General features: G+C 68.6%; 12 protein-coding genes. 5 read left to right on the forward strand and 7 right to left on the reverse strand.

Features of this window, described 5'->3' with window-relative positions:
- Window positions 1-2 precede the first annotated feature (2 nt).
- Window positions 3-404, forward strand: coding sequence for a GFA family protein (locus tag Q8N10_RS08310; protein WP_304782110.1), 402 nt, complete (start codon window positions 3-5; stop codon window positions 402-404).
- Here Q8N10_RS08310 and Q8N10_RS08315 read toward each other — a convergent pair whose 3' ends face one another.
- Window positions 405-1,505, reverse strand: a complete 1,101-nt coding sequence (locus tag Q8N10_RS08315; protein WP_304782106.1) for a phosphatidylinositol-specific phospholipase C1-like protein — start codon at window positions 1,503-1,505, stop codon at window positions 405-407.
- 160 nt (window positions 1,506-1,665) lie between these two features.
- On the opposite strand from Q8N10_RS08315, the gene Q8N10_RS08320 reads away from it, so the two are divergent.
- Window positions 1,666-3,177 carry an ATP-binding protein gene (locus Q8N10_RS08320; RefSeq protein WP_304782104.1) on the forward strand — a complete coding sequence of 504 codons (1,512 nt, stop codon included), beginning with the start codon at window positions 1,666-1,668 and terminating at the stop codon, window positions 3,175-3,177.
- Here the strand turns inward: Q8N10_RS08320 and Q8N10_RS08325 are convergent.
- Window positions 3,174-3,659, reverse strand: coding sequence for an NUDIX hydrolase (locus Q8N10_RS08325; protein ID WP_304782101.1), 486 nt, complete (start codon window positions 3,657-3,659; stop codon window positions 3,174-3,176). The genes Q8N10_RS08320 and Q8N10_RS08325 overlap by 4 nt on opposite strands.
- Window positions 3,660-3,895: 236 nt before the next feature.
- Here Q8N10_RS08325 and Q8N10_RS08330 point away from each other — a divergent pair, with 236 nt between their 5' ends.
- On the forward strand, window positions 3,896-5,518 hold the full coding sequence (locus tag Q8N10_RS08330) for an EAL domain-containing protein (RefSeq protein WP_304782099.1): 1,623 nt from the start codon (window positions 3,896-3,898) through the stop codon (window positions 5,516-5,518).
- A 34-nt stretch (window positions 5,519-5,552) separates the two neighbouring features.
- On the opposite strand, the gene Q8N10_RS08335 is transcribed toward Q8N10_RS08330, so the two are convergent.
- Window positions 5,553-7,376 carry a DUF885 family protein gene (locus Q8N10_RS08335; protein WP_304782096.1) on the reverse strand — a complete coding sequence of 608 codons (1,824 nt, stop codon included), beginning with the start codon at window positions 7,374-7,376 and terminating at the stop codon, window positions 5,553-5,555.
- 4 nt (window positions 7,377-7,380) lie between these two features.
- Window positions 7,381-9,234: a DUF885 family protein gene (locus tag Q8N10_RS08340; RefSeq protein WP_304782093.1), complete on the reverse strand. Its 1,854-nt coding sequence runs from the start codon at window positions 9,232-9,234 to the stop codon at window positions 7,381-7,383.
- 151 nt (window positions 9,235-9,385) lie between these two features.
- Here Q8N10_RS08340 and Q8N10_RS08345 point away from each other — a divergent pair, with 151 nt between their 5' ends.
- Window positions 9,386-10,075, forward strand: coding sequence for an SOS response-associated peptidase family protein (locus tag Q8N10_RS08345; RefSeq protein ID WP_304782090.1), 690 nt, complete (start codon window positions 9,386-9,388; stop codon window positions 10,073-10,075).
- Here the strand turns inward: Q8N10_RS08345 and Q8N10_RS08350 are convergent.
- The 3 genes from Q8N10_RS08350 to Q8N10_RS08360 form a co-directional block, all read right to left on the reverse strand.
- The gene (locus tag Q8N10_RS08350) at window positions 10,072-11,049 is read right to left on the reverse strand and encodes a calcium-binding protein (protein ID WP_305663891.1); all 978 of its coding nucleotides are present in this window, start codon (window positions 11,047-11,049) and stop codon (window positions 10,072-10,074) included. The two genes, Q8N10_RS08345 and Q8N10_RS08350, sit on opposite strands and share 4 nt — an antisense overlap.
- Window positions 11,050-11,282: 233 nt before the next feature.
- A complete protein-coding gene (locus tag Q8N10_RS08355; protein ID WP_304782084.1) occupies window positions 11,283-11,747 on the reverse strand; it encodes a hypothetical protein in 465 nt (154 codons plus the stop codon).
- Window positions 11,744-12,337 carry a response regulator gene (locus Q8N10_RS08360; RefSeq protein ID WP_304782081.1) on the reverse strand — a complete coding sequence of 198 codons (594 nt, stop codon included), beginning with the start codon at window positions 12,335-12,337 and terminating at the stop codon, window positions 11,744-11,746. The genes Q8N10_RS08355 and Q8N10_RS08360 overlap by 4 nt, the downstream gene beginning before the upstream one ends.
- Window positions 12,338-12,542: 205 nt before the next feature.
- Between Q8N10_RS08360 and Q8N10_RS08365 the strand changes: the two genes are divergently transcribed.
- Entirely contained in the window at window positions 12,543-13,823 is a 1,281-nt protein-coding gene (locus Q8N10_RS08365) for a M20/M25/M40 family metallo-hydrolase (protein ID WP_304782079.1), read from the forward strand.
- The last annotated feature ends 18 nt before the right edge of the window (window positions 13,824-13,841 follow it).

Here is a 13,841-nt window from a genome sequence, read left to right on the forward strand (position 1 = left end):
GAATGCGCCGGGGCGCCTGTCTTTGCGGCGGGGTCCGGTTCGAGGTCGCAGGCGACCTCCCCGACATCCAGGCCTGTCACTGCCGTTCGTGCCAGAAGGCCCAGGGGGCGGCCTTCGTGGCCGTCCTGCCCATCGCCAAGGCTGACCTGCGCTTCACCGCCGGCGAAGACCTGCTGGCCGCCTTCGAGTCCTCGCCGGGCAAGCAGCGCCTGTTCTGCAAGGTCTGCGGGTCGCCCATTCTCAGCCGCGCCGCCGCCCTGCCCGACCGTGTCCGCCTGCGGGCCGGCGCCGTCGAGGGCCCGCTCGGCGTCAAGATCGCCTCCCACGCCTATACCGGCGAGGCCGTGGACTGGTGCGCGGTGGCGCAGGACGCGCCCCACTATCCCGGGGCCCGTCCCGCCTAGCTACTTCCCGGTCTTCGGGTTCAGCCGTGCGATCCCGCCGCCCGGCAGGCGGGCCTCATAAGGCCCGAACCTCGTGTCGGGAGTCATGTAGTCCGTCGAGACGTACTGCGCGCCCGAGGCGAAGGCGGCCTCCTGCCGGGTCCGGTCATTGGCGCGAGCCTCGGCGGTGTCGGCGTCGGCCCGCGTGCGCACGATCAGGCCGTTCGCCAGGGCCGCGTCGATGCGGGTTTTCAGCTCCGTGGGCTCATTCAGGGTGACGTAACCGGCCGCCGGCCCCTCATCGGTGTTGATGAACATCGCCCGGCCCTCCAGGGAGGTGCGGGCTCCGCGATAGAGGGCGGGCTTGGCGCCGCTCTCGTCCATGGCGAACATCACCGTGCCCCGCGCCGCCTTCAGCCTTGGCCAGCCGCCGGCCTTCACGCCCGCGGCCAGGGTAGGCGCCTTGCCCTGCACCCTGTCGGGGGTGATCAGGGCGCTCTCGGGAAAGACCGAGCGGATGTCGGCGTCGATCTGGTCCATGGCCTTGAGGTCGAAGGCGAGCGCGCTGACGGCCCCGGGCACGCCCTCCAGCCCGCCCTCCTTCAGGTTCATGATCACCAGGATCGGCAGGTGGTCGGGGTGGGCCTTTGACCAGGCGCGGATCTCGTTCAGGCAGCCGATGAAGGTGGGGCAGCTGGACCGGTAGTCCAGGTCCTGCACGTGCATCACCTTGAGCCCCGGCGCTTTCAGGGGCGCGAGGTCATAGGGCGCGACCGTGGCGCTGTTGGCCATCTTCATCGCCAGGGGCGCGGCGTAACGGCCGCCCTCGGGGTCGTTCAGCACATCCAGCTCCAGCTGACGGGCGCCGGCGTCCAGCTGCACCCTCAGCGGCGGGTGGGCGTAGTCGAGGCCGTCGGCCTGCTTGGGCCTGACCCTGCGGATGAGCGCCATCTCGGTCGGCGCGATGGCCAGCTTGTAGCTGTTGTGGGTGCCGACCGCCTGGAGGGCGTTCATCGGCAGGGCGTCGACGGCCGCCCGCGTACAGCCGGCCGCACTGGATGGACGCTCCAGATCGCAGTTGGCGGCGACGGCGAGACCGGCGGCAAGGACCAGATGAAGCATCGTCGTTTTCCCTCAGGCCGCCCCATGTCGGCCATCCGACGGAGCCTATTCTCAATTTGCGCGGCCATTCCAGCCAACCCTTGTCTTGCAAAGGATTTTTCAAGACTTGGCGTGCCATGCCTGACTCTCTGGTTACCACGACGACGGCCTCGGGGGCGACATGGACGCGGTCACAGATCAGGTTACGCATACGGCGACGAACGTCGCTGGGCAAAGGGCTGGCGCCGCCTATCGCGCCACCCTCGCCGCCCATAGCCTGGCCATAGGCCCGCGCCTGATCTTCGGGATCACCGCAGCCTCGCTCCTCGCCATCGTCGGTCATCCGGGGCTGGCGCTCGCCCTGGCCGGCCTGGGCCTTGGCATCGCTCTCCTGGTGGGCCGCACGGCGCTGCGCGCTCACGTCGACCTCCTGGCCCGGCAGGACGAGAAGAACCGCCTGATCGCGACCCTGACCGAGGCCCGCGACGAGGCCATGCGCCAGACCGGCCAGGCCGAGGCCGCCCGCGAGGAGGCCCGCCGCGCCAGCCTGGCCAAGTCCACCTTCCTGGCCACCATGAGCCACGAGATTCGCACGCCGATGAACGGCGTGCTGGGCATGGCCCAGCTCCTTCAGCGCTCCGACCTGTCGGGTCTCCAGCGCAGCCAGGTCCACACCCTGATCAAGAGCGGCGAGCTCCTCATGGTGATCCTCAACGACATCCTGGACCTGTCGAAGATCGACGCCGGCCAGATGGAGATCGCCAAGAGCCCCTGCGACCTGCGTGCCCTGCTGTCGGAGATGGAGACCTTCTGGGCCCCCACCGCCGCCGAGCGCGGCCTGACCCTGGCCGTCGACGTCCACGACGCCGTGCCGGCCTTCGTGGCTCTGGATCCGCGCCGCATCCGCCAGGTGCTGTTCAACCTGGTGGGCAATGCGCTGAAGTTCACCAAGGAGGGGGCGGTCACCATCACGGTGGACCGCGACCGTACGACAGACGCCCTGACCTTCGCCGTGTCTGACACCGGTGTCGGCATCGCCGCCGACGACCTGCCGCATCTGTTCCAGAAATTCAGCCAGGGCGACGCCTCCGACGTTCGCCGGTTCGCCGGTGCGGGCCTCGGCCTGGCCATCTGCCGCGAGCTCTCGGCCCTGATGGGCGGCGACGTGGTCGTGGAGAGCCAACTGGGCGTCGGCTCGACCTTCCGGCTCAGCCTGCCCCTGGAAGAGACCGACGCACCGGCCGCCGAAGACATCGCCGCCCAGGCGATCGCGCAGGACGAGGCGCCCGTCCTTTCCATCCTCTGCGCCGACGACAACCCCACCAACCTGTTGGTGCTGGAGCAGCTGCTGGGCGCCATGGGCTTCCGTATCCGGGTGGCCAACGGCGGCCGCGAGGCCCTGGAGGCCATGACCACCGAGACCTTCGACCTGGTGCTGATGGACATCCAGATGCCGGAGATGACCGGGATCGACGTGCTCCAGGCCCTGCGCGCCCAGGCCGGCCCGAACCGCGAGACCCCGCTGATCGCGGTGACCGCCGACGCCATGACCCTGGGCGCCGACCGCTATCTCGACCTCGGCTTCGCGGGCTTCGTCACCAAGCCTGTCCAGGTCCAGAGCCTGGTCTCGGCCATGATGGCCGCCGTCGCCAATCCCGATGACGACCACAGCGACCTGGCCGCCACAGCCTAGCCGGGGACCGAAATCTCCAGCGGCGTCGTGGGCAGACGGCCCGCGGCGATGTCCGGCAGAAGGTCGCGCAGGCGCTCGGGATAGATCATCTCGTCGACGGCGGCGATCTCCGCCAGGCTCCACCAGCGCATGTCGTCCATCAGCACAACCTCGTGCGGCTCCCACGCCGCGCGGCTGGGCTCGCCGCCTGGGCAGCGGGCGACGAAGTAACTCTCCTTCAGGATCACCGTCTCGCCGTCGGCCAGGGTGAAGACACTGGCCCGCAACCAGACCGCGGGACCAAGCTCCACCTGCGTGAAGCCGGTTTCCTCGGCGATCTCCCGCCGCGCGGCCTGCTCCAGGCTCTCACCCGGATCGGCGCCGCCGCCCACCGTGAACCAGAAGCTTGGCGCGTCGGCGGCGGTGTTGGCCCGGCCGCGCACCAGCAGGATGCGGTCTTGTGGGTCAAACAACAGGACCCTGGCCGTCAAACGCTCACGCACGAACAACTCACCTCCGGCAGAAGACCCTCGAAGACTAGTCTACGGCGCCCAAGGTGTCGCTTCAGAAACCCGGCGCGGGCGCGCGGGCATGGTCTTGGCCAGGGCCCCTTCCGACCGGCTGTCTCCAGAATGCTGCGCCAGAAGGCCGCACCATCGGCGGGAGGGAAGAACGCCGTTTTCACAAGGCGTTAAGCTGCGCGGGGCGAGGGTTTGTGCCGATCATGAGGATCCGCGCCTTGTCTGTCGCTTCACATCGGTTGCTCGGCTTCGCCTTCGCGAATGCGGACCTGCTTCTCGAGATCGCCGCTGATGGCGCGATCGCCTTTGCGATCGGCGCCAGCGAAGCCTTGTCCGGCTCTCGGGAGACCGCCCTCGTCGGCCGCGCCTGGCGCGACTTCATCGACGGCCGCGACCGCGCCATGGTCCAGGCCCTGCTGGACGGCCTGAGCGACGGCAAGCGCGGCGGCCCCCTTGTGGTCACCTTGGCCGGCAACGGCGCCATCGAGCGCGCGGCGGCCATGTCGGTCTTCCGCCTGCCCGGCAACGATGGCGCCATCTCCTGCACCTTCAGCCGCGCCGCGCCCAACACAAACCATGGCCTGCACGACAAGGCGGGCCTCGAGGCGGTGACAGCGGCCCTCTTCGAAACCGGGAAGGCCACTGGCCTCGACCTGGAGCTCGCCTTCATCGAAATGGGCGGCCTCACCTCCCTGCGCAAAGTCCTGGGGCCTGCGGCGGCCAAGGACATGGAGCTGCGGCTGGCCGGCGCCCTGCGCGCCCAGTCCCACGGTGGTGGCGCGGCGGCCGACCTCGGCGGCGACCGCTACGCCCTTGTCCGCCACCACGGCGAAAGTGGCGAGGCCCTTGCCCAGCGTCTGATGCGCCTGCTGGCCGTCGATCCGGCCCACGGCGTCAAGGCCATGGCCAAGACCCTGTCGCTCAAGGGCGACGCCTCTCCTGGCCAGCTGCTGCGCGCGATCCGCTATTCCCTCGACAACTTCATCAAGGATGGCCTGGACGCCGCCGCCCCCGCCTCGCTGAACGAGGCGGTGAGTCGCTCGGTGCGCCGGACCCTGGTGGAGGTCGGCGCCTTGGGCCAGGCCGTGGCCGACCGCAACTTCCGCCTCGTCTACCAGCCGGTGGTCGACCTCAAGAAGTCCTGCGCGGTGCACCACCACGAGGTCCTGGTCCGCTTCGGCGACAACGCCAGCCCCTTCCCCATGATCCGCATGGCCGAGGAACTGGACCTCATCGAGCCCCTCGACATCGCCGTCATCGACCGCACCATCGCCAAGCTGGTGCAGGACCCGACGCTGAGGCTGGCCGCCAATATCTCGGGTCGCACCATCACCAGCCCGGCCTTCGTCGAGGCGGTCCGCACGATGCTGGCCGACAATCCCAAGGCCCAGGGCCGGCTGCTGCTCGAGCTCACCGAGAGCGCCGCCATCGAGGACCTGGCGCTCGCCGACCGCCACCTCCAGGCGCTGCGGGCCGAAGGCATCCTGATCTGCCTGGACGACTTCGGGGCCGGCGCGGCGTCGCTGGCCTACCTGCAGCAGCTCTCCCTGGACATCGTGAAGATCGACGGCCGCTACATCCGCGAACTGCAGCACGGCGGACGCGAGAGCACCTTCATCCGCCACCTGGTGACCATGTGCGGCGAACTGGGTGTCCGCACCCTGGCCGAGATGGTGGAGACCCCCCAGGCCGAGGAAGCCGTGCGCCGCGCCGGGGTCGACTACGCCCAGGGCTGGCTTTACGGCGCGCCGACCGAGGTCGCCTCCACCACCGCGGGTCTCGCCAACGCCAACGTCAAACCCGCCGCCCGCCGCGTCGGGTCAGTCGACAGCTGGGGCTGACTTCCAGCGGTGATCGCCGCGGGGATTGGCTGACCTAGGCCTGCGTCGCCAGCCACTCAGCCATATGGCGCTCCAGCACGGTCATCGGCATGGACCCCGAGAGCAGGGCTGCGTCGTGATAGGCCTTCAGATTAAACCTGGCGCCCAGCTTGGCCTTCGCCCCGTCGCGGATCTGCATCCAGCGGGTGTGGCCAACCTTGTAGCTGCAGGCCTGGCCGGGCGCGACGCAGTAGCGTTCCACCTCTCGCTGGGCCCGGCTCTTCGGATAGCCGGTGACCGCGACCATGTAGTCGGTGGCCTTCTCGCGGCTCCAGCCCTTGGAATGCAGGCCCGTGTCGATCACCAGGCGTGAGGCGCGGAACAGCAGGCTCTGAAGAAAACCAGCCTCACCCAGCGGATCGCCCGTATAGGAGCCCGTCTCGGCCGCCAGCTGTTCGGCATACAGCGCCCATCCCTCGGAGAAGGCCGAGAAGCTGCCGCCGGTGCGCCGGATGATGGGGATCCGGGTGCTCTCCTGGGCGAGCGCGATCTGCAGGTGATGGCCTGGCGCTGTCTCATGATAGACCAGGGTCGGCAGGTTGTATTTCGGCCACTCGTGGGTGTCCTTCAGGTTGATGAAGAACGCCGCCGGGCGCGAGCCGTCCAGGGCCGCGCTCTGATAATAGCCGTTTGACGCCCCGTCCTGGATGAAGGCCGGCACCCGCTTCACCTCCACCTTGGCCTTGGGCAGGGTGTCGAAGGCGAGCGGCAGGGTCTTGTAGACCTCCGCGATCTGCACGTTCAGGGCGGCGATCAACTCGGCGCGGCCCGCGTCAGTGTTGGCATAGACCTGGCTCGGATCGTTGTTCAGGCCGTTCAGGCGGTCGGCCACGGTCCCCTTGGTCATCCCCTGGCTCTTGAGGATGGTGTCCAGGCGCGCGGTGATGTCGGCCACCTGGTCGAGACCCAGCTGGTGAATCTCCTGCGGCGTCATGGTGGTGGTGGTCGAGGCCTCGCAGGCGTCGGCATAGTAGGCCTCGGCGTCCTTCAGGCGGCCGACGCCGGCCTCCGAGGTGGCGATGGCGCGGTTGGCCGCGACGGCGGCGATCTGACGGTCAAGGGCCGGGTAGATTTCCTGCGCCACGATCTTCGTGGCCGCGGTCCCATAGTCGGCGGTCAGGCCGGCGGCCTTGGCCTTGGCGACCAGGGAGGTCACCAGCACGGTCTTCTCCGGCGGCTGGTCGCGCAGGGCCTTGAGCTGGGCCAGCGTCAGGTCGCAGATGAAGTCCGGCGGCACAACGCCGGCGGCCACATCAGCCTTCATCCGCGCCAGGTCCTGATCCAGCACCTTGCCGAAGTCGTGCAGGCGCGAAATCCACGCGTCGGCGTCGGCGCTGGTGGTCACCCGGTGCTGGTTGTCCAGGAAGTCGGGGATGTCCTGATAGGCCCCGTTCTGCTGGCTGATCACATAGGGCGAGAACCGGCCGCCCACCGCGCCGAACCTGTATTTCTCGCCGTTCGAAAGCGCGTGGCTGTTCTGGTAGAGCACCACATCGAGATCGACCTTCGACGCCGGCGACAGGGCGTTGCGGTCGATGGCGTTCAGGGCCGTGACCCGGTTGCGCACCCTGGCCAGCCGGGCGTCCCGCGCCGCTGTCGAGCGCTCGTCCAGCTGCCCTTTCAGAGCCGCCCGCGCGCCCTTGTCGAGGCCCAGCGAGGTGGCGCGCTGGGGGCTTTCGTCCACCTGGTCCTCGAAGATTTGGTCAAGGAGGGTCTTGAGCTTGGCGTCCTCCGGGCCCTGGGCCAGGGCGGGCGCCGCGGCCATGAGGGCCGCGCTCGCGGTGGTCAGGAGGAAGCCGCGGCGATCAAGAACGGTCATGGGGTCAGGCCTTGTTGGTGGCGATGTAGGTGTCGATGACGGCTTCCAGCACCGTCAGCGGCATGGCGCCGGAGAGCAGGCCGGCGTCGTGGAACTTGCGGATGTCGAACCGGGGCCCAAGCGCCGCGCGGGCCTTGTCCCGCAGCCGCAGCCAGGTGAGCTTGCCCACCATGTAGCTGCAGGCCTGGCCGGGCCACACCGAGTAGCGCTCGATCTCGGTGGCCGCCGCGCTGGTGGGCGAGCCGTCGATCGAGGTCATGGTGGCGATGGCCTTCTCGCGGCTCCATCCCATGGCGTGCATGCCGGTATCCACCACCAGCCGCCCCGAGCGGAACAGCGACGATTGCAGATAGCCGATCTCGGCGATGGGATCCTCGGCATAGACCCCCATCTCCTGGGCCAGCTTCTCGGCGTAGAGGGCCCAGCCCTCGCCATAGGCCGACAGGAAGGAGGCCCGCCGCAGCATCGGAAGGTCGGCCTCCTGCTGCAGGGTCAGCTGCAGGTGATGGCCTGGAAGCCCCTCGTGATAGGTCAGGGTCGGCAGGCTCCCGGTCGGATACTCGGCGGTGTCGCGCAGGTTGATCCAGTAAATGCCTGGCCGGGACCCATCCAGGGTGGCCTGGTTGTAGTAGCCACCCGGCGCCCCGGCCTCGATGAACTTGGGCACCCGCTTGATGTCCAGCGGCGCCTTGGGCAGGGCTCCGAAATACTCCGGCAGACGCTTGGCCATCGCCTGGACCTGCAGGTTCAGGTCGGCGATCAGCTTCTCCTTGGCCGGGTCGGTGTTGGCGTAGTGGTATTTCTTGTCCTTGTAGAGGGCCTGGATCCGCGCGCCGACGCTGCCCTTGCTGTAGCCCTGGGCCTTCAGGATGGTGTCGGCCCGCTCCGACAGCTCCCTGGCCTGCTCCAGGCCGATCTGATGGATCTCCGCCGCCGACAGGGTCGTGGTGGTCGAGTTGCGCAGGGCCAGGGCGTAATAGGCCTCGCCATCGGGCCGCCCGCCGACGCCGGCGTCATGGACCGCCCGGGGCCGGATCTCCGTCATGACAGCGATCTGCCGCTCCAGGGCCGGCCGCACCTTCTCCAGGTAGATCTTCGAGGCGAAGGCGCCGTAGTCCCCGGCGATCTGCTTGTCCTTCACCTTGGCCACCAGCTGGCTCACCAGGGGTGAGCGGTCGGGCGTGGTCCGCAGGTTGTTCATCTGCGCGAGCGCCCCGTCGATGGCGAAGTCCGGCGGGATCATCCCCAGACCCACGTCGCGGCGGGCCCGTTCGGTCTCCTGGTCCATCTGGACCGCATAGGCCTCCAGCCGCGACAGATAGGCGTCGGCGTCATCCTTGGTCTCGATGACATGCTGGTTGCCCAGAAAGTCCGGGGTCGAGCGGTAGGACCCGCTGAGCTGCGACAGGACATAGGGGAAGCCCGCGCTTTCGGAGCCGTACTTGAAGCGTCGGTTGGCCTCATCGGTGTTGGCGATCCCGAAGATCACCGCGTCGTAGTTGATGGCGCTCATGCCGGTCAGCTGCGCGCGGTCGATGGCCTTCATCCGGGCCAGTTGATCGGCGGTGCGGGCGCGGTCGCGTTCGAGATCGGCGACGGAGGCGTCCGACAGGCGGCGCTTGGCGTCAGCCCGCGCGCCCTTGTCGAGGCCCAGCTGGGTGACCAGCTCCGGGGAATCGTCCAGCGCCTCCTCGAAGAAGGCGTCCAGCAACTTTGCCAACTTCTCGTTGGCGCTGGGGCCCGGCGGCGGCGCGGGTGGCGGCGGAGCAGGTGGGAGCGGAGCAGGCGTCGCTGTGGCGCATCCGGCCAGGGCCAGGGCGGCGCCGGCGGTGAGCAGAAGTTGGCGGCGGCTATGCATCGCGCCCTCCCCGGTCTGTTACAAATGTTACGCGGGACCCTAGGGGTCCGCCCGCCAGGGCGAAAGCCGTGCCGCAGGTTAAATCGTCGTAATCCGGACAGCGATCGCACGCGGTCTTGCCCGGCGCCGGGGCCGCGCGCATAGCACCTCCATGACCATCGAGTTCCATCTTCGGGTCCATCCGGGCGAGGATCTGCGCCGGTTCGAGACCACGCCGGTCTTCTGGGCGGACACGCCGCCGCCCCGGGCCTGGGACGTCCCCGTTAGGCCCACCGACAGCGCCTTCCTGATCCGCCAGGGCGCCGAGGGCCTGGAGGCGGTGGTCCGCCGCTGGTGGCTGGTCCCGGCCTTCCACAAGGGGCCGCTCCTGGCCTGGAAGACCCTTTGCGCCAATGCGGAAATTGAGAGCCTGGAGACCTCCCCGATCTTCCGGGAGGCCTATGCGAGCCGCCGCGCCCTGGTCCCGCTCACCTCCTTCGTCGTCTATGAAGAGCCGCCCGGCTGGCGCAAGGGTCAGCCCAAGCGCCGCTGGGAGGCGACCTGGACCCCCACGGCTCCCGCCGACAAGGTTCGCTATTTCGCCGCCGTCTGGGACAGCGCCCAGACCGCCGACGGGACGCTGGAGAGCTTCGCCATCGTCACCGGTCCGGCCGGCGCCGATCTCGCCGCCCTGCAGGAAAACCAGCCCGCCGTCCTGACCCTGGCCCAGGGCCTGGACTGGCTGAAGCTGGACGGACCCGGCAAGGCCGGTCTGGTCACCCAGACCCCCGCCGGAACCTACGATCTGGAAGAAGCTCCGCGCGACGCGGTGATGTCGCGCGAACTGCGCCGGTCGCTTTAGCCCAGCGAAATCCAGCCGGCCGGCAGGGCGCTGAGGGTCACGTTCACGAGCACCACACGGTCGGCGCCGCCCATGTCCACCACGGTGTCAGAGCCGACCTGGCTGAGGGTGTAGGGCGGGGCGAAGTCGAGGACGAGGCGATCACCCTCGCCATAGTTGAAGTCGGCGATACGGTCGAGGCCGCCCCCCACAAACGCGTGGAAGGTGTCGGCGCCGGTTCCGCCCGCGACGGTGTCGTCGCCGCGGTCGCCCCATATCAGGTCATTCCCGCCGCCGCCGTCGAGGCTGTCATTGCCCTGACCGCCGCGGACCCAATCCGCGCCCTCGCCGCCGAACTGGGTGTCGGCGCCGAGGTTCCCGTAGACGATGTCGCCGCCGTTCTCGCCATAGAGCATGTCGTTGGCCTGGCCGCCGACCACCCAGTCGAAGCCCTCGCCGCCGCGCAGGGTGTCGTCCCCCTGGTTGCCGTTGATGTCGTCGAAATTGGCGCCGCCGACGATGCTGTCGTCGCCCGCGTCGCCGCGCAGGTAGTTGGAGTCCGCGCCGCCCAGGATGTAGTCGTTCCCGTCGCTGCCGTTGATGCAGTCATTGCCCGCGCCGCCGTCCAGGGTGTCGTCACCCGCGCCACCGACGATGCTGTCGGCGCCGCCATAGGCGCGCAGGACGTCGTTCCAAGCGGAGCCGGTGACGCTGTCGGCGCCGCCCAGGATGAAATTCTTGAAGGCGGCGGTGTCGTCGCTCGCCGCCCACTGGACGAAGTTCGCCATTGGGACGTTGATGTCGCTGATGTCGACGGTCTTTCGGCCCTCATAGACTTCTATGAAGCGGGTCACGGTTCCACTCGTCGGAAAGCCTTTGCCCTCATAGGTAAAGCTGCCGATGAAGTTCTCTGTGAAACTGTAGGTCGACACGCTGAACTGGGTTGCGCTCGAGAAGCTGACAAACCCCTCCAGAATCCACTGCGCGGTTCGCATGTCGAAATTAAACGGAAGATTCCCAACCGTTACCGTCGCCATCCCATCCCCCAAGCTTAGCCACTACCTGACGTCTTAGGGTCGGCTTGATCACTCGTCCAGCGGGCGCCCGACATTGGCTCACGCCGACCCCTGAACCTACCACGGCCCGAAGCAGATAGGCCGGGCGCTCAACGGCCGCTCGACGACAGGGCCCGCAAGGACCGCGCCCTGAAGGCGCTGGGCCTGCCCGCCTAGCCCTCGGTCTTGGCGTCGCGGTCGTAGCGGTCGACCACCTGGGCCAGCCCGGCCAGGATGGCCTTGCGCGTGGCCTCGTCGGCGTCGGTGCGATGGAGCAGCCGCAGGGACGCCAGGTGCACCTTCACCCCCCGGTCGTCGCGCCGGCCCGCCTCGCCCGCGCGGTCCAGCAGTTCGCACAGGGAGCGGGCCGCGGTCGCCAGACTGTCGTCGGCGAAGGGGCCGCAGAATGAGATCAGCCCGGCTGATCGGTCGTACATCGCCTCGGGGTCAAATCCCGGCGTGGCCGCCATCGCGTCCATCGCCGCCAGCGCGGCGTCGATCTCCGACAGGCAGGACTCCCGCGACTCCTCCATCGCCGCGGCGCCGCGCTTCAGCGCCTCCGGCACGTAGAGGCCGCCGGGCGCCTTGATCAGATTGGCCAGCCGGGGGGTGACGTGGAACTTCCGGACGACGCTCATAGGGCGACTTTCTGCGGGGCGATCATGTTGTTGAGTTCGTCCTGGGTCATGTTGTCTCCGGCCAGGCCGCCCACCTCGGCCGGCTGGTCGTCACGGCGTCGACCGTCGGGGAATTCCGCGGGCATCCCCGCCTGCTTGAACCGGCGATCGGGGCCGATATAGGTGTCGGTCTCGATGAACATCCGCCGGCCCTGAGAGACCCACAGAATCCGTTCCAGGATGACCTTGGGCGTAATCGGCTTGGTGATGATGAAGTTGGCGCCGCAGTCGCGGGCGCGCTCCACCTGGCTCTTCCGCGAGTGGGCTGTGACGACGATGGCCGGCACCAGCCGCCGTTCCTCGTCGTTCTGATGCCGCACCCAGTGGACGAAATCATAGCCGTCCATCACCGGCATCTGGCCGTCGGTCATGATCAGGTCGATCCGCCGCGCCTTGACGATTTCCATCGCCTCCATCGCCGAGCCGGCGCGCGCGATGTCCCGCATGCCGAAACTGGAGAGCACACTGGCCAGCAGATCCAGCGCCTGGGCGTTATCATCGACGACGAGGCCGCTGACGTTCTCCAGGTTTATGCGGGTGGTGCTCTGCATGGCCTCATAAGACGATCCGATGCGTAAACGAGAGCTTTGCAAGGCTCTGTTTACCCATTTTGGGTGCGCGAAACCTCAGCGGACCTGCGGGTGGAGGCCAGGAAGCCGCTCAGGAGCGGACTGTTGACAGAACATCGTCGTGCGAAATGGCCGCGCAGGCATCGAAATTGGGGGTAAGACTCCACGACCCCATGACGGAGTATCCATGCGCCTGATCACGTTCGCGTCCTTGCTCGCCGCCTTGAGCCTCGCCACCGATGCGGGCGCCGCCACCGGATCCTCGGCCGCGGACCTGGTGGCCAGCCCGGCCTTCAAGGCCGCGGTCGCCAAGCTGGACGCCGACCACGACCAAACCGTCGCCGACATCGTCACCCTGACCGAGATCCCCGCTCCGCCCTTCAAGGAAGCCGCCCGCGCCCAGGCCTACCTCGCCATGCTCAAGGCCCACGGCCTGCAAGACGTGGAGATGGACGCCGAGGGGAACGTCATGGGCGTCAGGCCTGGGGCCAGGACCCGGGGCAAGGGCCCCTATGTCGTCATCGCCGCCCACCTGGACACCGTCTTTCCCGAGGGGACCGACGTGAAGGTCCGGCGCGAGGGGACGAAATTGATGGCGCCCGGCATCGGTGACGACACCCGCGCGCTGGCTGTGCTGCTGGCCTATCTGCGGGCGATGGAGGCGGCCAGGATCACCACCACCGCCGATATCCTCTTCGTCGGCAATGTCGGCGAGGAAGGGCCCGGGAACCTGCGCGGGGTCCGCTATCTGTTCAGTTCCGGCAAGTACAAGGGGAAGATCAGCGCCTTCTTCTCCATGGACGGAAACGACCCGGCGAACCTGGTCGACCAGGGCGTAGGCTCCAAACGCTACCACGCCGTCTTCCGCGGCCCCGGCGGCCACAGCTACGGGGCCTTCGGCATGGTCAATCCCATGGCCGCCATGGCGAGGGCGGTCACCGATCTCTATGCCATAGAGCCGCCGACCGAGCCGAAAACCACCTATTCGGCCAGCGTCACCGGCGGCGGCACATCGGTGAACGCCATCCCGAACGAGGCCTTCATGGACTTCGACATGCGCTCGGTGAGCGCCGAGGAACTGGCCAGGCTGGACGGCAAGCTGCAGGCGATCCTGGCCCAGGCGGTGGAGGCCGAGAACGCCCAACGCTCCACCCCCTTTGGCAAGGTCAGCGTCGAGGCCAGGGTGATCGGCGAGCGCCCGGCCGGTCGCACCGATCCCAAGGCCGCCATCGTCATCGCCACCCACGAGGCCATCGCGGCCCTGGGCTACACGCCAAGCCACAACGCCTCCTCCACCGACGCCAACCTGCCCATGAGCCTGGGAATCCCGGCGGTCACCATCGGCTCCGGCGGCTCCGGCGGCCGGGGGCACGCCCTGGACGAATGGATCGACGTCGAGAAGGGGCCCAGCGTGAAGGGCATGAGCGTCGGCCTGGCGGCGCTGCTCACCGTGGCGGGGGTGGAGTAGCCTCCACCCTTCACGCCA

It is taken from the genome of Phenylobacterium sp. (assembly GCF_030693625.1).
Classification (GTDB): Bacteria; Pseudomonadota; Alphaproteobacteria; order Caulobacterales; family Caulobacteraceae; genus Phenylobacterium; species Phenylobacterium ferrooxidans.

Excerpts from the sequence above, each read along its gene's own strand:
- Q8N10_RS08320 (WP_304782104.1), top strand. The coding sequence starts at position 1,666 with ATGGACGCGGTCACAGATCAGGTTACGCATACGGCGACGAACGTCGCT.
- Q8N10_RS08365 (WP_304782079.1), top strand. The coding sequence starts at position 12,543 with ATGCGCCTGATCACGTTCGCGTCCTTGCTCGCCGCCTTGAGCCTCGCC.
- Q8N10_RS08315 (WP_304782106.1), bottom strand. The coding sequence starts at position 1,505 with ATGCTTCATCTGGTCCTTGCCGCCGGTCTCGCCGTCGCCGCCAACTGC.
- Q8N10_RS08335 (WP_304782096.1), bottom strand. The coding sequence starts at position 7,376 with ATGACCGTTCTTGATCGCCGCGGCTTCCTCCTGACCACCGCGAGCGCG.
- Q8N10_RS08360 (WP_304782081.1), bottom strand. The coding sequence starts at position 12,337 with ATGCAGAGCACCACCCGCATAAACCTGGAGAACGTCAGCGGCCTCGTC.
- Q8N10_RS08340 (WP_304782093.1), bottom strand. The coding sequence starts at position 9,234 with ATGCATAGCCGCCGCCAACTTCTGCTCACCGCCGGCGCCGCCCTGGCC.
- Q8N10_RS08345 (WP_304782090.1), top strand. The coding sequence starts at position 9,386 with ATGACCATCGAGTTCCATCTTCGGGTCCATCCGGGCGAGGATCTGCGC.
- Q8N10_RS08350 (WP_305663891.1), bottom strand. The coding sequence starts at position 11,049 with ATGCGAACCGCGCAGTGGATTCTGGAGGGGTTTGTCAGCTTCTCGAGC.
- Q8N10_RS08310 (WP_304782110.1), top strand. The coding sequence starts at position 3 with ATGCGCCGGGGCGCCTGTCTTTGCGGCGGGGTCCGGTTCGAGGTCGCA.
- Q8N10_RS08355 (WP_304782084.1), bottom strand. The coding sequence starts at position 11,747 with ATGAGCGTCGTCCGGAAGTTCCACGTCACCCCCCGGCTGGCCAATCTG.